This window comes from Gardnerella sp. KA00718 (assembly GCF_049244285.1).
Taxonomy (GTDB): domain Bacteria; phylum Actinomycetota; class Actinomycetes; order Actinomycetales; family Bifidobacteriaceae; genus Bifidobacterium; species Bifidobacterium vaginale.
Genome location: NZ_CP058370.1, coordinates 194,813 through 215,089, shown reverse-complemented (window position 1 = coordinate 215,089; position 20,277 = coordinate 194,813). Strand labels below are relative to the sequence as shown.

The 20,277-nt window shown below is 39.6% G+C and carries 18 protein-coding genes, 1 tRNA gene and 1 pseudogene; 8 read left to right on the top strand and 12 right to left on the bottom strand.

The window, feature by feature from the left end; genetic code table 11:
* Window positions 1–73: 73 nt before the first annotated feature.
* Complete coding sequence (locus HXT55_RS00835) at window positions 74–1,441, bottom strand: ATP-binding protein (protein WP_101892062.1); 1,368 nt, start codon at window positions 1,439–1,441, stop codon at window positions 74–76.
* Between the two features lie 369 nt (window positions 1,442–1,810).
* Here HXT55_RS00835 and HXT55_RS00830 point away from each other — a divergent pair, with 369 nt between their 5' ends.
* The 5 genes from HXT55_RS00830 to upp all read left to right on the top strand — a co-directional run bounded on the left by HXT55_RS00830 (window position 1,811) and on the right by upp (window position 7,106).
* A complete protein-coding gene (locus HXT55_RS00830; RefSeq protein WP_101892063.1) occupies window positions 1,811–3,136 on the top strand; it encodes an AAA family ATPase in 1,326 nt (441 codons plus the stop codon).
* 55 nt (window positions 3,137–3,191) lie between these two features.
* The gene (locus HXT55_RS00825; protein ID WP_064623368.1) at window positions 3,192–3,914 is read left to right on the top strand and encodes an RloB family protein; all 723 of its coding nucleotides are present in this window, start codon (window positions 3,192–3,194) and stop codon (window positions 3,912–3,914) included.
* Window positions 3,915–4,297: 383 nt separating this feature from the next.
* Window positions 4,298–5,461, top strand: coding sequence for an NUDIX hydrolase (locus HXT55_RS00820; protein ID WP_032836320.1), 1,164 nt, complete (start codon window positions 4,298–4,300; stop codon window positions 5,459–5,461).
* Window positions 5,462–5,507: 46 nt separating this feature from the next.
* Complete coding sequence (locus HXT55_RS00815; RefSeq protein ID WP_014554862.1) at window positions 5,508–6,170, top strand: hypothetical protein; 663 nt, start codon at window positions 5,508–5,510, stop codon at window positions 6,168–6,170.
* A 297-nt stretch (window positions 6,171–6,467) separates the two neighbouring features.
* The gene (upp, locus tag HXT55_RS00810) at window positions 6,468–7,106 is read left to right on the top strand and encodes a uracil phosphoribosyltransferase (RefSeq protein ID WP_004120306.1); all 639 of its coding nucleotides are present in this window, start codon (window positions 6,468–6,470) and stop codon (window positions 7,104–7,106) included.
* A gap of 132 nt (window positions 7,107–7,238) precedes the next feature.
* Here upp and HXT55_RS00805 read toward each other — a convergent pair whose 3' ends face one another.
* From HXT55_RS00805 to ftsY, 10 genes are all read right to left on the bottom strand, one after another.
* The gene (locus HXT55_RS00805) at window positions 7,239–7,691 is read right to left on the bottom strand and encodes a hypothetical protein (RefSeq protein WP_018617206.1); all 453 of its coding nucleotides are present in this window, start codon (window positions 7,689–7,691) and stop codon (window positions 7,239–7,241) included.
* A complete protein-coding gene (locus tag HXT55_RS00800; protein WP_004116409.1) occupies window positions 7,657–8,679 on the bottom strand; it encodes an amidase domain-containing protein in 1,023 nt (340 codons plus the stop codon). The genes HXT55_RS00805 and HXT55_RS00800 overlap by 35 nt, the downstream gene beginning before the upstream one ends.
* 219 nt (window positions 8,680–8,898) lie before the next feature.
* Window positions 8,899–9,318, bottom strand: coding sequence for a type II toxin-antitoxin system HicB family antitoxin (locus HXT55_RS00795; RefSeq protein ID WP_004116411.1), 420 nt, complete (start codon window positions 9,316–9,318; stop codon window positions 8,899–8,901).
* On the bottom strand, window positions 9,318–9,515 hold the full coding sequence (locus HXT55_RS00790; protein WP_004116413.1) for a type II toxin-antitoxin system HicA family toxin: 198 nt from the start codon (window positions 9,513–9,515) through the stop codon (window positions 9,318–9,320). The genes HXT55_RS00795 and HXT55_RS00790 overlap by 1 nt, the downstream gene beginning before the upstream one ends.
* An 80-nt stretch (window positions 9,516–9,595) precedes the next feature.
* Window positions 9,596–10,402, bottom strand: a complete 807-nt coding sequence (locus HXT55_RS00785; RefSeq protein ID WP_421792246.1) for a type 1 glutamine amidotransferase — start codon at window positions 10,400–10,402, stop codon at window positions 9,596–9,598.
* 16 nt (window positions 10,403–10,418) lie between these two features.
* Entirely contained in the window at window positions 10,419–11,720 is a 1,302-nt protein-coding gene (locus tag HXT55_RS00780; RefSeq protein ID WP_410309579.1) for a MurT ligase domain-containing protein, read from the bottom strand.
* Window positions 11,721–11,812: 92 nt separating this feature from the next.
* Complete coding sequence (gene dnaB, locus HXT55_RS00775; RefSeq protein WP_004116417.1) at window positions 11,813–13,288, bottom strand: replicative DNA helicase; 1,476 nt, start codon at window positions 13,286–13,288, stop codon at window positions 11,813–11,815.
* Between the two features lie 111 nt (window positions 13,289–13,399).
* The gene (locus tag HXT55_RS00770; protein WP_020760016.1) at window positions 13,400–14,791 is read right to left on the bottom strand and encodes an MATE family efflux transporter; all 1,392 of its coding nucleotides are present in this window, start codon (window positions 14,789–14,791) and stop codon (window positions 13,400–13,402) included.
* A gap of 375 nt (window positions 14,792–15,166) precedes the next feature.
* Window positions 15,167–16,990 (bottom strand): ammonium transporter, encoded by a 1,824-nt coding sequence (locus HXT55_RS00765; protein ID WP_248911419.1) that lies wholly within the window; start codon window positions 16,988–16,990, stop codon window positions 15,167–15,169.
* Between the two features lie 114 nt (window positions 16,991–17,104).
* Complete coding sequence (gene ftsY / locus HXT55_RS00760) at window positions 17,105–18,226, bottom strand: signal recognition particle-docking protein FtsY (RefSeq protein ID WP_020759652.1); 1,122 nt, start codon at window positions 18,224–18,226, stop codon at window positions 17,105–17,107.
* Between the two features lie 151 nt (window positions 18,227–18,377).
* On the opposite strand from ftsY, the gene HXT55_RS00755 reads away from it, so the two are divergent.
* Complete coding sequence (locus HXT55_RS00755; protein WP_004114090.1) at window positions 18,378–18,641, top strand: glutaredoxin domain-containing protein; 264 nt, start codon at window positions 18,378–18,380, stop codon at window positions 18,639–18,641.
* Between the two features lie 99 nt (window positions 18,642–18,740).
* Window positions 18,741–18,813, top strand: a tRNA-Lys gene (locus HXT55_RS00750).
* Window positions 18,814–18,916: 103 nt separating this feature from the next.
* Here the strand turns inward: HXT55_RS00750 and HXT55_RS00745 are convergent.
* Window positions 18,917–19,621, bottom strand: a pseudogene (locus tag HXT55_RS00745) (ROK family protein); the annotation flags it as partial.
* A gap of 145 nt (window positions 19,622–19,766) precedes the next feature.
* Between HXT55_RS00745 and HXT55_RS00740 the strand changes: the two are divergent.
* Window positions 19,767–20,012: a hypothetical protein gene (locus tag HXT55_RS00740; protein WP_226913180.1), complete on the top strand. Its 246-nt coding sequence runs from the start codon at window positions 19,767–19,769 to the stop codon at window positions 20,010–20,012.
* Window positions 20,013–20,277: the final 265 nt, after the last annotated feature.

Here is a 20,277-nt window from a genome sequence, read left to right as displayed (position 1 = left end):
AACAATAGGCAAAGAGCCAGATTCAGCAATATGATTCTGGCTCTTGTTGTATTTATTGCTCCTTCTAATCTGACTAAATCTCAAGCGTTCCCTCAGCCAAATCGCTAGCCACGAACGTCATAAAATAAAATGGTATAGTCGCGATTTTCTGATTTGCATCATAGCCATAATTATTTTTAGAAACTTTTATTGCAAACTCAAACTTGTTGTGCATTGCAAACTTATTTAGAGAATTAAGAGTTCCTCTGCCTTTTTTAACATCAATCGGAAAAAGTTTGTTATTTGATTCAATTATAAATTCCAATTCTGAATCTGATTTTCCGCGCCAATAAAACAGTTTTAAACCATTTGCGCTAAGTTCGTTTGCAACGTAATTTTCGAAGAAAATACCAGATAGCGTATTGTCTCTTTCGTTTGAAATAAAAGATGCTGCATTAACTCCGCTTTGATATGAGAACATGCCAATATCGCACAAAAATAGTCGGAAATTACTTTCGTTTTCTTGCATAAGCGGCGTGGTTATATGCTCTTTGAGTTGGAATGACTGATTAACAATATGAGTCATAAGCAGCCACTGAATGGACGTCGCAAAATCTCTAGTTCTACTGTCTTTTTTAATAAGACCAGCTGAAAAGTTTTTTGATTCCTTGTTAAGCTCTCTGAAAATATTCTCAAATAAAAGTCGAGATCTTAAAATCGATTCGCTACTTGCTTGGTACAACTCCATATCTGCAAGATAATTGTCATAAAGCGAGCGCAAAATCTCACGCGATTCTAGTAAATCTTTACGTTCAATGTATGCCTGTACTGCTTCTGGCATACCCCCAATCAGCAAATATTTATAAACCTCATTTAACGCAAGATTGTGTATTTCTGTAGGCAGCGCTTGCTTAGAATCATAGGCTTCGCGCACCTTTGAATATAGAAGACTATTATTGTTTAGTAGGAACTCACCAAAAGTCATTGGATAGATTGTTATCTGGTCAATTTTGCCTACTGGAAAGAGGAATTGACCAACTGCTGATTTCGACGAATTTTGCTTGTGAGCTTCGCGATGCAATTTAATTCGCACCATTGAACCCGTTGCAATTACGTGAATTTTTCTAAAATCTTGGCAAAAATATTTAAGCGACGAAATAATATTTGGGCATTCTTGGATCTCGTCAAAAATCAGCAAAGTGCCTTCATCTATAGCCTTGAAAAATCGCAAAGACAAGTATTCTATAATCTTTTCTGCGTTTGCTGTGCTTTCGCAAAAGTTACGAACCTCATCTTCTTTTTTAAGATCGATGTAAATATAACTATTTTTATAATATTTTTCCGCAAAAAGTTCTTTTACTAGATACGTTTTGCCAACCTGGCGCGCACCCCATATTATTAGCGGCTTGCGATTCGGCTTGCTATTCCAGGCGATTAATTTTTGTAATGCTAGTCGTTCCATGGCTTACTCTTTTTAATGTTGATATTACAACGATTATAGCATTATTTGCCAGTTTTAGGAGGTTTTTTGAGCAATTATTTGCCAGTTTTGGCATGTTTTTTACGCCATAATTTGCCAGTTTTTGTAAGTTTGGGAATTTAGTGTTGCCAATGTTTTAGTACAAGTCAATTACACGCGCGAGAACAATAATCTTATTCTTTAAATTTTCAACTACTTTTATGTACATTTTATACAAAAAACTATTTGTAGATTGCAAATATGATATTTTACGATATTCTTATATAAGATATATCGCTGTAGATAGTAGATAATAATCAAAAAATTGATGCTATTTTTGGTTAAATAGCAAACTTAGCACTGGAGACCACTATGTTGCTTAATTTTAGCGTAGAAAACGCGCTAAGTTTTCGTCAATCGCAACAATTCAGCATGCAAAGAACCGTACATGCAAAAAACAGTTCGTGGCCCCATCCAGATGTATCAACTCTTGCAGCCATTTACGGAGGAAATGCCTCAGGGAAAACAAATCTGCTAAAATGCATAGCATTCTTAAAAAATTTTGTGGAAGGAAGCTTCAAAGGCGGTAACTCAAATTCAAAAATAAATGCACTTCCTTTTCTTTTAAATAAAGAATCTGAAAATGAACCTTCAACATTCTTTATAGAATTTATTGCAAAAGATAACAACAGATATAAATATTGGTTCACTTTCAATAATAATTACATTATTGAAGAAGGACTATGGCTTTTCCGCTCTACAACAAACAGAAAAACTGTGCTGTTTGAACGAGAGCATGGCAAACCAATGCGATTTGGCTCAAATCTAAAAACCATAGGAAAAACTGTAGAAAAAATTACGAGAGACAACGCATTATTTCTATCTGCAGCTGCAGCATCAGGTGTACAAGCATTGCAAGCTGCATACGAAGAAATAACTTCTACACAGCAATGCAGAACAGTTGACTTTGATAAGTATTCCAATAATTTGATAACAGTTTTACAAGAAAATCCAGATTTTGCATCCAACATTAGCAAGTTGCTAAAATATGCAGATTTAGGATTAAAAGGTGTAACAGTCCAATCCGAACAGCTAGATGCTAAACAATCAGAAAAACTAGCGAGACTCGCAAATCTTCTTAATGAACTTGACGGAAACAACAATAAACTTACAGATAACACTTCTGAAAACGCTGAAAAATTGCAAAAATTCAGTGTTTCACGTTTAATGTTTACACATTCTGGTCAAAAAGATTGCCAACTTCCTGAAGATTTTGAATCTTTAGGAACTAAAACAGCATTATTGCTATTTGCTTTCGTTATAGATGCATTATCAAAACATTCCATACTTCTAATCGATGAAATAGACACAAGTCTAAGCATGCAATTCGTGTCTGAAATACTCAAGCTTTACAGTAATCCAGAAACGAATCCTAACCAATCGCAATTAATTTTTACTACTCACGATTTAAGTCTTATTAGTAATTCTGGAACCGACAAAACTATTCTCGACAGAGATCAAATTTGGTTTATAGAGAAAAATACATTAGGCGAATCTTCACTACATCCACTTACGGAATGGGAAAACCGCAATGTAAACTTTGGTAAAAACTATCAACACAACATATACGCTTCAGCACCACAACCGTCTCTATATGATGTTTTTGCGGAAATACTTACAAATACTAACAGAAGCTAAAACACTACCAGTATTCAAAACGATATAAAACACTAGTATTCATGAGGAGCGGGCTATGGTTCATGTTCCATCACACGGCCGTTCGAAGAAACAGTCGAAACGAAATAAAAGATTCCTCATTGTTTGTGGCGGTGTAGTTACAGAGTTTGAGTATTTTAGCTATATAAAATCAGAAGTAAGTAAATATTGTGCTACATCATGGGATATTCATAAATCAATTAACATAGAAAAAGAGGGCGTAGATCCACTCACTTTAACAAATTATGCGATTAAACTTGAGAGATTAGACTGCAAAGAAGCGAAAAAAGAAAACTACAATCCGTTTACACTGGTATGGGTTGTAACAGACGTTGATGAATTTGGAGAAAAAATTCAACAAGCTCAATCTAAGTCGGATTCAACTTGTTGGAAGATAAAATTAGTAATTTCCAACCCTTGCTTCGAAGTATGGCTTATTGACCATATAAAAAGCTGTCCTCTTTCTTGCACAGAAACGCGAGATTGCCAAAAAGAAGCAAAAGAACTTGGGCTACTTCACAACACTACTGGGAATAAAAATAAGCATATCCAATTAGAAAAATTAACTGGAAACTATAAGAATGCTTTTAAAAACGCAAAGCAGCATATGCAAACCGAACAGATAGAAAATCGCAAAAATCACCCTTCAGTAACTCAAAAGTCAAACTACGCTCCTTGGACAGATGTTCCAGAAATAGTAGAAACAATATTAAATGAATGCAAGCGTGTATCAGGAATAGATTTGTCAGAAAAATTGTGAATTAATGATGTAACTACATATGTCTTCATTACTGTTATTAACAGCAATAATCTAGATGTGGGTGAGATGATGGCGCAATATTGATGAGTCATCACGTCTATGGAGTGAATTATCACAGTCACGGAAGTTAAAATGACAGTCATAAGTCGACACATCTCGGTCAAATACGAAAAATCACTGTCAAATAGTAGATGACTGTCAAAATTGAAAAAATGACAGTCACAGCGCTTTTATCACTATCATGACTGTGATAAACGTAAGCAACGTAAATATGCGAAAACCAGCAACTAAATTGACTCTAACCAAATAAGCGAATAAACGAATCGTAATAAATAACCAGGCACAACTAAAAGTTGCGAAAGAAAACCGCTAAAATAGTGAATATGAGTGTAGTAACGACGCGATACGTTGAGGCTGCTGGCGGAATTATTTATCGCAAGCGAAATACAATAGACAGCTCAAACACAAGTGACTTGAAAAAAACAAGCAATCAAGCGGACATGATAAGCGATGACGACTTTGAGCTTTGCCTTGTTTACCGACCAAAGTATGACGATTGGAGCTGGCCAAAAGGCAAGAATGAGCCAAAAGAATCGCATCGTCACACAGCTGTGCGCGAAGTTGGGGAAGAAACAGGCTACGCAGTAACACTAGGACCTCACATTGCACAAATAGAATATCCGCTTGAAAACGAAGGCAAAAAATCAATCTCAAAAAGCGGTGCGAAAAACAGTTCACAAAACAACAACAAAACAGAAGTAGTTAAGCGAATTCACTACTGGATGATGCGCGAAATAGACGAGAATGCCGCAATGAAGCGACTACCAGCATTTGGTCCAATAAAACCAGCAAAACCTACTGAAATTGGCAATGTTATATGGCTTACTCCTTCTAAAGCTCGCAAAAAACTCACACACGATAGCGATAGAAAAGTTTTAGATGCTTTTCTTGAAAAGCTACACGATGGTCAAACTGAATATAAGACATTGATACTAGTACGACATGGAAAAGCTGAATCACGTAAATCATGGCAAGGCAGCGAAGCAACTCGTCCAATCACTCCTCTTGGATCTGCAGCATCCTACGCTCTAGGTCGTGAGCTTGCTTGCTATGCTCCAAATCGAATTGTCTCGTCACCTTGGAAACGTTGCGTGGAAACTGTTGCAACTTTTGCACACGATTCTTCTCTTTATATAGAACAGATTGCGGAACTTACTGAAGATCATCATGAGAATAAACCGAAATCTACATTATCTGTTCTTATAAGTGAAATACAAAATCTTGATTGCAACGCACAAAATACACAAAGCACACAAAACACAGAAGCAAATATTAACAATTCAATAGTTATGTGTTTGCATCGCCCTATTATCGGCACTTTCTTTGACTATTTGCGAGGAATCACAAAACCGCGAGCACATAAACGTATACTTAGCCAAAAATCTCCATACATGCCTACTGGTAGCGCAATAGTTTTGCATATTAGCAATACTTCTAAAGGCGCTCGCATTATTGATATTGAAAAGGTGTTACCAATTGTCTACTAGCCTTAATTCACAATCGAGTTCTATCCATTCGAGCAGATCTGCTTTTATGCCAAGTCCAATAGGTGCAAGTCGCCCAAGCAGACCTGCACAAATGGATCCTGCAATGCTCGCGCAAATTGAAGGCGGCACAGATCCACAAATTGTAAACGAAATCAGCCACACTTCAGCAGCAGTTCTGCTTAACCGCGTGCATAAAACACAATCTCCAGAGATTGTGGAACGCGTACTGAATTTGGTTGAGAATGAGGGTATTGAGGTCATCGCAGACTTGTGGAGTCAAGCGCAACCAGATTCGCTACCTGGAATGCTTTTTAGGCTATATTTGCTTCGGGGGTCTTTGCGTAAGCAGCGAGAAGCATATGCGGAGTATTGGAATCTTGGAGAACCATCTGCAACTAGCGCTTCCGCAATTACTGGAATTGACGAATCTCCTACAGGAGAAGATATTGCGCGACTCGCGGATTCTATTCTTTCTGGTGCTTTCACGGGCGATTTTGCTGTTGCTCTATATCGAGCTTCTGCGTTTACTGCGATTATTTCGTGCGGAATGCGTTCTTACGCGAAAAAATTAACACAGAAGATGAACGATTCCAAAAGAGATGATTCACAGCGTCTTGCTAGCGTTTTGCACAAATCCGCAAACATGCATGCACTTTCCTTATGCTTCGCTAATGGAGCTAAATTGTGGAGACTTGGAAAACTCGATTAGTTTATTTGTTATCACACTGCGTTTATTTGTTATGCCATAACGCGGCGCGCTGAAATCTAAAAGCATGTATACTCGGGAAGTGACGCTGGCTTGTGTTTAAGCCCCGGGCTCCATTTTTTGCCGCTGCGAGCGGCGTTTGCGCCGACAGGCGCTTTCGCAAGTCAGCGTTTTTAAGTATGTTTTAATTTTCCAGCAATTCACAAAATTCAACCTTCATTAACACTTGTTTATATTTTTTCTAAATAGTCACGGCACGCCGATAGCTTAACATGCCGCACTTGCACTAATCTAGAAGGTATGGATCTTCATGTTTTACATCATCCGCTGGTGGACCACAAGCTCACCGTTTTGCGTGATAAGAATACACCTTCTAACATTTTCCGCGAGTTAGTTTCCGAATTGGTAACTCTCGAAGCATACGAAGCAACCCGCAATTTGGAAGTTAGCGATCGCGAGATTGAAACTCCTATTTGCAAGATGACTGGCAAGCATTTGAACCGCCCACGCCCAATGGTTGTGCCAGTTTTGCGCGCAGGTTTGGGTATGCTTGACGGCATGACTCGCCTTCTTCCAACCGCTGAGGTTGGATTCCTTGGTATGAAGCGCGACGAGCAGACTCTCGACATCGTCACTTATGCTAACCGTTTGCCAGAAGATTTGACTGGTCGTCAGTGCTTCTTACTGGACCCAATGCTTGCCACTGGTGGCACTCTTATTGCGGCTACGCACTATTTGGCTGAGCGCGGCGCTAAGGATGTTACTGCTATTAACATTTTGGCAGCGCCAGAAGGCTTGGAGCGCATTGAGAAGGAGATTGATCCTTCTATTGACTTTAAGGTTGTTGTTTGCGCTGTTGATGAGCACTTAAACGACAAGGCTTATATCGTTCCTGGTCTTGGCGATGCTGGCGATCGCTTGTATGGTTTAATTGATTAATAGTTACTAACCGAATCAAACGAAAACTAGAATCAAAAGCTAGAAATAAAACTACAAAATAGCCTGCTGATTTGCAACACTTTGCAAGCTTCAGCAGGCTTTTGTATTTACATCTTTAATTATTTGCCGGTCTCATATTCGTTTAATTTTATTACTATTAAATTCCAGTTCGTGAATACTCCATAACACCATTGAGACAACTACGATAGATGCAGCTGCAACAGTAGCAACATTAACTTGCGGTCCACGATCCATTGTGTACTTGACCATTCCACGATTCAAAACATGTACAACAATAAATTGGCCAAAGAATATTTCAATAAAGCCAGCAAGTATTAATATGCTATCAATAATAATTAATATTTTCTTACGAATTAATCCTCTATTACACAACCCAACAATCATTTGAATTATTGGTGAAATAATTGAAACTAACACAACACCCAAAAGACTTAAATCAAAATCTGCTGGATACTTTCCTGGCATTTTAATAAGCAATAAAACTGCTAAAAATACAAAAGATAATGGTAAAAACCATTCTTTCCAATATTTAACGACGAACACGATAATAAGCTCCTTCACCATTGAATGAATACCAATTCTTATCCCAATCTAAATAATTTTCAGTGTGTTGAGCTATACGCAATCTACCGTTGCTTTTTAGGAATACAAACCCTATGTGATCGACAGTACCATCATTACTTTCATCAACACCAATAAAATCTCCATCCCTAACATTATCTACTAACATTCCCCAATAACTTGTACTAAATCCATACCCCATATAATTTTTAAAAACATTGGCATTAATCCAAGAAACCGAACGATCTCCTCTAGCTTTCCACCACCACCCTTTAAATACATCATTATGCTTATCCATACCAATACCACCAGCATATAGAATTTGCGAAGCGAAATTTGTGCAATCTGCCGGAAATATTAACTTACTTTTTTCTTCACCATATTTTGGATTTATTTTCCACGCCCATTCTCGCGCATATGCTCTGGCCGCTTCAAGATTTATGCCTGAATTTCTCTCAGTAAGTAAAGGTTTGCGAGGTGTAACCTCCTGCTTTGATGGAAGCCACAATTTTGCAATATTAATAGCTTCCTTTTGTGTTAGTTCATTTTTTAATACTTTTAACTCTAATTTATGCAATTCTGATAGAATCTGATTATTTTCATATTTATTCTCATATATATCTAGAAATTGCAATATTTTTGTTACATTATTGTTATCTTTATGCGAGGAATTAAAAAGAGAATTCTTGTAAATAGTAGCTGTTTCTTCACTAAGAGAAGGAAGCATAGCTTCGCTCTGTATTCTTTGTAATTCTGTAAAATATTTTGAAATATAGAACTTTTTTACTAACTCTGGATTTTCATAAGTATCTAGTAAAGAAAAATACATACTCTGAAATTTTGTCTTATGCTGCTTTTTGGGAAAATCTACATAAGTCTCTGATTTATAGTCAGATGATTCAGCTTGAGCAACATTAGCAAATGACAATATTAAAATAATAGAAAATAGCGCAGCTATAAATGCATAATGCAAAACAACTTTGTTTTTCATATATAACTCCATTATTATATAAAATTCCTTTTTACTATTCTATCACAATAAATACCAGTTGTCAAATATACACAGCGGCTATGTAATCATATACTCATCAGTTCTACATTTAAATAGCCTGCTGATTTGCAACACTTTGCAATTTTCAGCAGGTTATTTTGTATTAATTGATTGCTGCAATATTGCATAACAAATCAGATAATATAGCTAATAATACAACTAAGCTTTATTCACAGCTCCTTTAGCATATAAAGCTTCTAAAGCATCTCGCAAAGCTCCACTGTAGCTGATGCCAGCTTTTTGTGCCCAAGTGTCAAGCCAAGCTGGAACAGTAACATTTTTACGAACTGCCTGAGAACCGTATTTTGCAGCATAGGAATCCATATCAAGCGCAACCATAGACAACTTTGAATTAGGATTTTCTACAACAATATCACTAATATCGCTAGCTTTTGGCGCAGTTTTACCACTTTCGAGTTCCGTAAGAACCCATCCACTTGCTGCATCTTCTGCCATAATCAGAGCCTCTGCAAGATTACTACCGCCAGTTACACACCCTGGCAAATCAGGGACTTCTGCAACAAAACCTCCGCTATTATCTTCGTATGGAGTAAGAATAACAGGATACGCTAATTTCATCATTTCACCTTTGCTTCACTAATTCCCGCCTGACGCCAAATTGACTTAACAACAGATGGGTTAATATCACCTGGATGTTTAGGCACTGTGACTTTACCCGCTTTAGTTTTATGTACGAATTGGCAATGACTTCCACGCTGTGCAAAAAGTATCCAGCCGTCCTTCTTAAGACGTTTTTCAATCTCTTTGTATCTCATAAAAAGATTATACACACTATGCGCATAAAATAAAATAATCAATCAAATTTTTACTAAATCGCGCATACGCCTATGTTAATTTACCGCGGACGAGTTACGGCGACTTTTCGAGCGCGCTCGGCTAATTCGTCTAATTTAGCAAGCTCTGCGCGTTGAGAATCAGTCTGCTTTGGCGCAAATTCTCCGTAACGATTCTGCGCAGCTGTACGAATTAAAAAGTCAGACAAACGCGGATTTTTTGGCAAAACTGATCCGTGCATATAAGTGCCGATAACGTTGTATTTGCGCGCACCTTCCGTATGATCTTCGCCGTTATTTCCGCAATTTTCGCCATCAACTGAGCCGAGTGGCTGCGTACCACTCTCCAAACTTGTGCGACCAGAATGGTTCTCGTATCCCACAATATCTCCAAAATCGCGGCTATGCTCAACAAGATTTCCAATCATGCGCACGTCTTGACCAACCGTATGCTCTCCGAGTATGCCTATGCCTTTAAGCTTTTGGCCTTCAATAGTCTCAAAGTACTCTCCAAAAAGCTGGTAAAGACCGCAAATCATAAGCATTGGAACGCCATTTTTTGCAAGCTCGCGAATCGCTTCCGCGCGCGCAAATAAATCATCCGTAACTCTACTTTGACCATGATCTTGACCGCCGCCACCAAGAACCATATCTACTCGCTTTGGCCAATCATCGCCAACGTTGTACTCGTGAAGCACAGGCTTGTAACCGTACAATTCCGCTCGACGCATAATCGTAAGTACATTGCCATAGTCACCGTAAATATTCATGTCTTTCGGGTACAGCGACACAATATCTAATACACGATTTTCGGCTTTATTAGTAGCATTCGCTTGACTAATATAATTAACATCACTCATATCATTCATGACGACTACTTTCTTGCTACTTTCCAACTCCAACGTCTTTAACGCTTGCGATTTGCCCCAACGTAGATCGCACGCGAAGCATAGCAGTGTATGTGCAATATATGCGCTTAGCATTTTTAGCATCACTACTAAAATCGCCATTTACAAAGGTTTTAACATCTTCTTCTAAATCAGTGTTCACATTTCTAGAGGCAACTTTGTCGTATTGTAAACGCAAAGCCATATCCCACGCGCGCGTGCCAGAAACACAAGTGACTCCAGTGCCACTAAAGCATGTAAAATCAACGTCCCACAGCCAGCTCATGTCTCGCCCATCCGCGTATTCGTCACAAATCGCAATCATTGTGTCATGATTTGCAGGCTTATCCGAAGCGAGCGCAAGTCTAAATCCAATAGGATTTTTCACTAGAACAAGCTCCACAGGAGCGCCGTTAACTTCGATTACTTCGCCTCGACCAAATGCTGGCGTTACGCGAGAAATAGATTCCATAAGCGCATCGTCGTCGAATTTTGCGAGTGTTGCATCTTTTTTAGCAGCATCTGCCAAAATAGCGCGCACAATCGTAGACGCAGCAGCCGCGTTAAAAACGTTATACACGCCTCGCAGCTTAACGCTAGTGGTTTTTCTATGCCCATCAATCAAAAAATCGGCTTTATTATCTGCAACTTTTGCCAAAACAACATCTGCATGCGGAAGATTACGCGAATCGCCATTAAAATCGCCACACAAATCACTATGCAAATCGTCGTCGGTTGGGAACATGCTTCTTAACGAATCATCCAAACCGAAATATTTTATCTTACAAGACGGCAAAACGTCTTTAGAAAGCGCAGAAATTCGCGGATCTTCGCGATTTAGCACAACTACTTGCTTAGTTGCGTGCGCAACATTGCTCAACAATTTAGCTGTAGTGTCAATCTCGCCAAATCTATCTAACTGATCTCGCATAACGTTTAGAAGAAGCGAATAGCGCGGCTTTATTTGATTTACAAAATGCACCGCATAAGCTTCATCAAGCTCTAAAACAGCTATATCCGCATCTAACTTTGTGCCAAAAACAGGCATTTCTTGCACCAATGCTGCTACAACTCCGCGTGTAAAATTCGATCCCGTAGGATTTGTAAACACGCGCAATCCAGCATCTCTAAGCATAGACGCAACCATGCGAGTTGTAGTGGTTTTACCGTTAGTTCCAGAAATTAACACAACACCATAAGGTAATTTTCCTAGCGTTCTAGCCAAAAACCCAGGGTCTAGTGTTTCCACAACTTTGCCTGGTAAAGCACTTCCTCCGTGGTTTGTCGCGCGCGAAATCATCCTAACCAATTTCCCTACAGCTGGCATTATGAATCCAAAACAACAGCGTTTTACCACTTTATTTTTGACGATCATCAATCCCCCTATTAACTCTACTGCTGATATGCCTGAGACTGATGCGAATCATAACCTTGAGCATCATTACCTTGCGAATATGATTGCGGCTGGTATCCTTGCGGCATATCTTTAAACTTAGACGTTGCTCCAAGAAAAGCTAGATTGAACGTTTCTGTAGGACCATTACGATGCTTTGCCATAATAATGTCTGCTTCGCCTGGACGATCTTCTTTGTTGTAAAAATCAGGTCTATGCACAAGAAACACAACGTCAGCATCCTGTTCAATAGATCCCGATTCGCGCAAATCTGAAAGCTGAGGCTTTTTATCGTTTCGCATTTCTGGTCCGCGGTTTAGCTGGCTTAGCGCAACAACTGGCACTTCTAGCTCTTTTGCTAAAAGCTTTAATGCACGCGAAAACTCCGAGACCTCTTGCTGCCTCGATTCGACTTTCTTTCCAGAAGTCATAAGTTGCAAATAGTCGATTACAACCAACTTTAGATCGTTCGTTTGCTTTAGTCGCCTGCATTTTGCGCGAATTTCCATAAGACTCATATTTGGGCTATCGTCTATAAAAAGCGGAGCGTCTTTCATTTTTGACCAAAACGCATTTAGCTTAGTCCATCTATCTGTTGTAATGTCTTCTGAAGTTCCGCGATGCATTGCCGTCATTGGAATATCCGTTTCGGCTGCAATTATTCTTTGAGCAAGCTCCAATTTGTTCATTTCTAGCGAGAACACGATTGTTGTCATATTGTGATGCAACGCTGCAGAACGCGCAAAGTCGATTCCAAGAGTTGACTTTCCCATTGCAGGCCTACCAGCTACGACTACCATTTGCCCTGGTTGCAAGCCTTGCGTCATGTCGTCAATATCTCTAAATCCTGTTGGAACGCCTTTTTCAATCTCGTTACTTTGCAACTTGTCTAATTGTTCGAGAGCATCTTGAACAACAGGACCAATAGCAGAATAATCCTGGTGAACTTTGCCAGAACTCATCTCGTAAACTTCGGATTGTGCAAGATTTACAACGTCTTCTGCTTGATCTCCCGTGGCAGAATACCCCATTTGCGCAATCTTTGTTCCAGCAGCAATCACATTTCGCAAAATCGCATTTTTGTGTACAATATCCGCGTAATATAACGCGTTTGCAGCTGTTGGAACTGATGCAACTAGACTATGCAGGTAGTCTGCTCCACCAATTTTCTCCAGGTTTTCGTCTTTTAGAAGCTCGTTTGCGACTAAAACAACATCTACTGGTTGTGAACCAGAAAATAAGCTTATGATCGCGTCGTAAATTGTTTGGTGTTTTGGCACATAAAAGTCTGCTGTTTCTAGGATTTGCGAAACTTCGCCAATGGCATCTTTGCTCATTAGCATTCCACCTAAAACGGCCATTTCCGCGTCTTCGTCGTGAGGCGGAACCTTGTCAAACAAAATACTGTTATATGATGCGTTGCCTGACTGGTTTGCGTCATTTCTACTTGACTTCCACATATCATTACCTGCCATAGAATCGAGTATAAACGCCCGCACGGAGCACACCAACAAAAGTTGATATAAACCAACACAAGTCGCAAGTTGAATATTTCACATATTTGAATATTTCACATATTTACATACTTACAGACTTGCAGACTTCATCCAATCATCTGTTTTAACCCTATGAGAATTTCCTAAAGCTCTTCCACCAATGTATACAAGGTTCAGAGCCACCCACAATGACACGGTTCTAATTATGTCAGTAGAGCAGAAAGCTATATTTACGAAGCACATTGCACTAATCGCAAGAAGGTACACAATAGCTGTAATCGAGCACGATTTGGCCAAATACTTGTGGTCTCCAGCTCCGATTAGCACTCCGTCTAAAGCCCACATAAATCCAGATAACGGCAAGAAAATTCCAAGAATCGTCATTCCTATTGAAACTAAAAGTTGTATTTCTACGTTTGGGCTAAATAACGGGGATAGTAGCCATCCTGCAAATATCATTAAAATTCCAACGATTACGCTACTTAATGCTCCTACTTGTGCGCATATTTTTGTGATCATGTTAGCGCGTTTTAATAATCCAGCTCCAAGCGCAGAGGCGACTATTGTTTGAGCTGCAATTCCTATAGCGTCTAATATGTTCATAACAAAATTCCAGCAAGAATTTGCAACTTGGTATGCAGCTAAAGTATTTGTTCCAAGACGAGCAGCCGCTGCAACAGTGGCAACCATGCACGCGCGCAACGCCAATGTGCGTATAAACAGCGGAATACCACTTCCAGCGCTTTTAAGTATGCTATGCGCTTGCGGACGCAAACGTGCTTTTTCACGAGCTGCCCAAAAAATCGCTGGAAGCGTTAAAACAATACCCATATACCATTGCGCTATCATTGTTGCTATTCCAGATCCAAAAATGCCAAGATTCATTCCAAACACAAATAGAATATCTAAAATAGCGTTTAGCACAGCTCCACTTATTGCAGCAAAAAGTGTGATTTTTACTTTGCTAAGTCCTCTGAATATGCCATTTGCCGCGTAAATTAGTAGCATCGCAGGCAATCCTGGCATAACAGTTTGAGTGTAAATAATCGCGTTTTTAAGCGTATCTCCACTTGCACCAAAGCTTTGACAAAGCGGACCTGCGAACACCATTAAAACAAGCGTTAAAACAACACCTAACCCAAGAGCCAGCCATAGACCGTCCATTCCAACGCTTAGTCCTTGACGATTTTTCCCAGCACCCAATAGTCTCGCGACTTGGCTTGTGGTGTTGTATGCCAAAAACAGGCATAGTCCCGTTGTTGTTAAAAGCACAGTTGATCCTATTGAAAGCCCTGCAAGTTGCGTTTTGCCTAAATGACCTACTATTGCGGTGTCTATTAAAACAAACGCTGGCTCTGCAATAAGCTGTCCAAATGTAGGAATAGCTAGAGAAAATATATGCTTTAGTAAATCTTTTTTGTTTATAGCAGATTCTTTATCTTCTTGTCTATTGGTAGCTGCGTTACTCTTGGCTATTGTCATAATGCACTATTGTACTGTCGAAAAAACTTATTAGATTAAGTATTTAATAAAACTATTATTTTTATTACTTTTATTATTTTTATTACTTATTACATTACTTTTCTAAATCTGATGTTCGGTAGCTTGCGACTTTTCCTTTTTATTTCGCTATCATAAATATTTGCCAATTGCAAATCAAAATTGTTTTTGGAAAAGTTATCCGCAGGATATCCACAATGTTATCCCCCATTTGTGTATAACTTTTTGAGATACACACAGCAACACGCCTAAAATGTGGATAACTCAAAGTTTTTATCCACATCACTTAGCCCGTGTGTGTCATAATCTTGAGATATTCACACCAATGGGGGATTACTTTACACAAACTTTGATATTTTATTGCTTCTTTTGAGATTTCTTAGAATTACTTCTAGATTTATCTGACTTATTTTCCACAGAACTAGAATCAGATTCTTCTGAATTTTCTGACTCTTTTCCATCATTTTCAGTTTCAATTTTCTCTTCGCCCAATTCAACTTCGTCTTGCGATTGAGCAGAAACATTATCATCAGAATGAGCTGAATTATCGCCAGCAACCGTTGAATCACCATCTGCATCTACAGAATCACCATCTGCGTCTACAACTGATTCATCAACAGAAATAGCTACTGGAGTAAGAACTGCCACTTGGGTTTTCCCTTCTTCAGAATCAGCAACTTCTACAACAGCTCCAGCTCTAGCTTGAGCAATACTCGAAAAGTCATATGCGCGCTCACCCTGATCTGCCAAATCAACACCCTTACGCTCTTTAGCTTCCGATATTCTCCAACCAAAAAGCTTCTCTAAACCAAATGCAACTAAAGCAGTAACTGCACCGGAATAAAGAACAGTGATTACAAGTAAACAAATCTGCGCGATAAGCTGATGCCAGTCACCAACGCAAAACAGTCCGCTACTATCAGCAAATAATCCCACTGCAAAAATACCGGTAAGAGCAGCGATGCCGTTCACGCTCACAACATGAAGCGCTCCATCATAACGCGCAAAAGTCTTAGAATGCGTTGCAAGGCATGTAACGACACCAACAATAACTCCTAATACCATTGCCCATAAAGGCGCAATCACATCTGCAGCGGCAGAACTAGCGGCCAAACCCGCCATAATTCCAGACGCGGCGCCAACAGCAGTAAAACAACCTGAACGCAAACGCTCTGTAACACCCCAAGCAAGCATAGAAGCAGATGCTGTAATAGTGGATGAAACCCAAGCATATCCAGCAACTCCAGGAAGACCTACAGAAGATCCAATCATTAAGCCAAGCCAGCCAAACCAAATAATAAAAATTCCCAGAACAACAAACGGTACATTATGCGGATGGCGTTTTAGAACATTTACAGAATTATCAGCAACATCACTAACAGCTTCAACAGAACCATTAGAATCTTCTGCTTTAGAAGATGATGAACCCGTATTAGTCTCTAATTTACTAAATCTCGCAACGTCAGCCCACAATGCACGAACCAAATTTCCCTTATGCTCAGAATTATTACTACTGTTACCTTGAACAGTAGAGGATTTGGTATGAAGCACAAATCGCTTTAACGGGAAGTGCGCATGACCACCAATAATTAGCACGATTGCAAGCGCAGAAACTGCTGCAGTCAGGTGCAGCAACGATCCTCCAGCAAAATCGTGTACTTGAATTCCTAAAGCTTGTGATATTGCGCCATTAGGGGAAAGCAATCCCCCTCCGCAAACCATATGCGCTAGAGGAGCAAATACTAAAGTGACCCATACCGCCACGAATATAAGCCAAATTGCGTATTTTACGCGTCCAGCCAACGCACCAGTAATAAGAGCAACTGCTACGACAGCGCACGCTAATCTAAAGGCTGCTGGAATACCTCCGCCCGACAAGCCTGTGTTTGCGTCCATAGAAGTAAAAATTCCATGATCTGCAACCATTGAATCACGTAGAAGCAAACCACTCACAGGATCACCCACAACGCCGCCAATCATGTCTTTCCCAGCGAAAGCCATTGACCATCCCCATAGCGTCCAAACTATGGTTGTTACCGCAATAGCTCCAGCAGAAAGCATCATCATGTTGACCATAGATGTTGCTCGTTCGCGACCGCCATAAAATAGAGCAATCCCTGGCGTAATTACAAACACTAAAGCAGCGGCCAATAATGCCCATTGCGGATCCATTGCGGTCATCTTTCACCTCACAATACACAACCCTCGGCGGTTATGTCTTCAATATTCTATTTTATATGTTCTTTTATATTCTACTCAACTGGCGCTGCGTGATTAATAACTAATTACGATAGATTAATCCAATATTCCATCCACAAAACTTTCTGGATCGAATGGAGCTAGATCGTCTGGACCTTCTCCCAATCCGACAAGCTTCACAGGAACGCCTAACTCTTTTTGAACAGAAACCACGATACCGCCTTTCGCGGAACCGTCTAACTTAGTTAAAACCACACCTGTAATTCCAATTGCCTCAGCAAAAACTTTTGCCTGGACCATGCCATTTTGACCAGTTGTAGCATCAAGAACCAAAAGGACTTCATCTACAGGAACAGTTTTTTCAATAACTCGGCGAATTTTGCCAAGCTCGTCCATAAGATTTGCCTTATTTTGCAGCCTTCCAGCCGTGTCTACAATCAAAACATCTGAATTGGATTCCTTAGCTTTGGCGGCACCGTCAAATGCTACAGAAGCTGGATCTGCACCGTCTTTTTCGGATCGAACGATTTTAACACCTACAGCATTTGCCCAAGTTTCAAGCTGGTCGGCAGCTGCAGCGCGGAAAGTATCTGCTGCAGCTAATATTACAGAACGATTTTTAGAAACCATTAGTCGCGCAAGCTTTCCAGCAGTAGTGGTTTTACCAGTGCCATTTACACCAACCATCATGATTACGCTTGGCTTATGAGCTTTAGAAGAATCCGCATTTAGGCTTCTATCTGTTTTGGCACCAACGATATCCAGCAATTTTGCACGAAGTATTTCACGTACATCTTGTGCGCTTGCTGTTCCAGAAATCCTAGCATCTTTTCTAAGTGATTCAACCAATTCATCACTTGCCTGTGCTCCAACATCTGCCATTAAAAGCGTATCTTCTACATCTTGCCAATCGTCTTCACTAAGATTATCTTTGCTCAATATATTGAACAGAGCACGACCAAAAGGATTCGCACTATTAGCAAGTTTAGAACGCAATCTTGTAACTCGAGAGGCAACGTTTTCAGGCGCAGATGGCTCAACATTGCTATCACTTTTAGCTACGCTAGGCAGTGGATTATCTTTGCTAGTAGGTATTAAAGGACCTCGCGACTTACTGATAATTCTCAGCACAACTGCCGCAGTCACTAAAAGCACTGCTAAAACAACTGTGCCAACAGTGGACCATATAATCAAATCTAAATCCATAACTATATTCATATAATAAAGACTATGAAATTAAAGGGACAGTTGATTAGAATGTAACGAAGACTGTTGCTACAGTAAGCAAAAATCACGTAAATATTAGCATTTTAATACAATGCTTTTGTAAGTTAATTTTGTAATCAGAAATTGAATTGGGGTATTGCGTATGGAAAACTCGCCATTGATTGATGTTTATGGAGCAGATTGGTGTGGCGATTGCATCAGAGCTAAAGCTGCGCTTAATAAGTTTAATGCTGCTTTTACTTGGCATAACATTGAATCTGAAGAAGGCGCCGAACAAAAGGCTATTGATATTAGTGGGCAGAAGCATATTCCTGTCGTTACTTTTAGCGATGGAAGTTTTATGGTTGAGCCGACTGCAACTCAGATTAAAGAAAAACTTGAAGAATTAGGACAGATCAATTTGTGATTTTTGCCTGCAATTTTGCAGCAACTTGCCACAAAACACACGCTACATGTAGACATGAGTTGGATTAGTCTACAAAATGTAGTACACTAGGCATTTGTTGCCCCTTTAGCTCAATTGGCAGAGCAGAGTCCTTTTAAGTCTTGGGTTGTGGGTTCGAGTCCCACAGGGGGCACTTTTTTATACTCATTTGCATTTCGAAGCACTGCCTGCACAACAGCAATGCTCTCACCACGTAAAACTATGTCATCACCGCAAGAACATTGTTGCACACGAATAGAATGGTTTTGTAATGTTGAGGCGGCTTCGGCATTAATTGCACATTCAGTCGCACCTAAAAATATATCGTCAACAATATCTTTTGAACCGTATACAAAAACATCATCTAAATCAAGTAAGCTAACAGACGGAGCAAGCACATGTCCAAGTGAACGACCTGCTTCCTGTAGCATTGTCGTCCTGTCTAAAGGATTCTCATTAATTCTTCTTCGTAAGTTTGCTGCAGATATAAAAGTCTCTAAACAACCACGCTTACCACACGTGCATTGTGGACCATCTGGATCAACAACTACGTGACCGATTTCACCTGCAGCATGATGACTCCCCAAAACGAGCGAATCATCGATTAACAATGCTGCGCCTACGCCAACAGCGATTTGAACAAAAATGCCAGTTGCTCTGCCAGCTCCACAAAAACGTTCACCGATCAAAGCACTATTCGCATCATTATCTACCGTACAGAACTTACCAAAATGTTGTTGAAACATCTTGCGCAAAGGCACATTCTTCCACCCAAAATTCGCAGTTTCAACTACTACACCATCTTCATCAACAATACCTGGGACAGCAACACCAAAACCAAGTATATGTGAGGCACCATCAAGTAGTGACTCAGCCAAAGCAATTACAGTTTCAGGCGTAATAGCAGTAATTTTATCAAAGGATTTTTCAACTCTAGTTACAATTTCACCGCGTAAATTCATTACAGCAGCTTGCAACAAAAATGGCATTGATAAGTCCAGAACAACCACATTCCAATATTGATCATCTACACTTACTAAAGTTCCTTTTTTACCAGGTCGCGTTGGTTGTTCATATCCATTTTCCATCAGAAAGTGTTTATCTAACATGTCAGACACGACTTCGCACGCAGCAACTCGCGATAATCCAGTTTTCCTACCAATTTGTGCTCTAGACATAGGACATGATGAAAAAATTTGTCCAAAAACCATCATGCGATTATTGATTCGTACATCAGCGGGTTCATGTTTTTTAGTAACTGTCATAGAAGGTGATAGAAAGCAAGACAAGGCATTATCATCAGTTGTTCCAAACATGACACTCCTCAAGTATAGGGCTGTTGCAGCATACTGAAAGTAAGTACTACATCGTACCATCCCACCAATAGGCCAAATCATCAGGAAAAATGTTGTCAGCACATGTACTCACAACAAAATTTCACAATAAACTATATTGTACACTCTCAACCATTGTAGCCAGCTGTAACACATACGCGCTAGGCATAATTACCATAATTATTAACAATAATTTCATCCCAATATACACACAAGTATTTGTATATTTCTTGGACTTTACAACAAATAAATAATTTGTTAAGATAGTTAACATTGAATGTTCC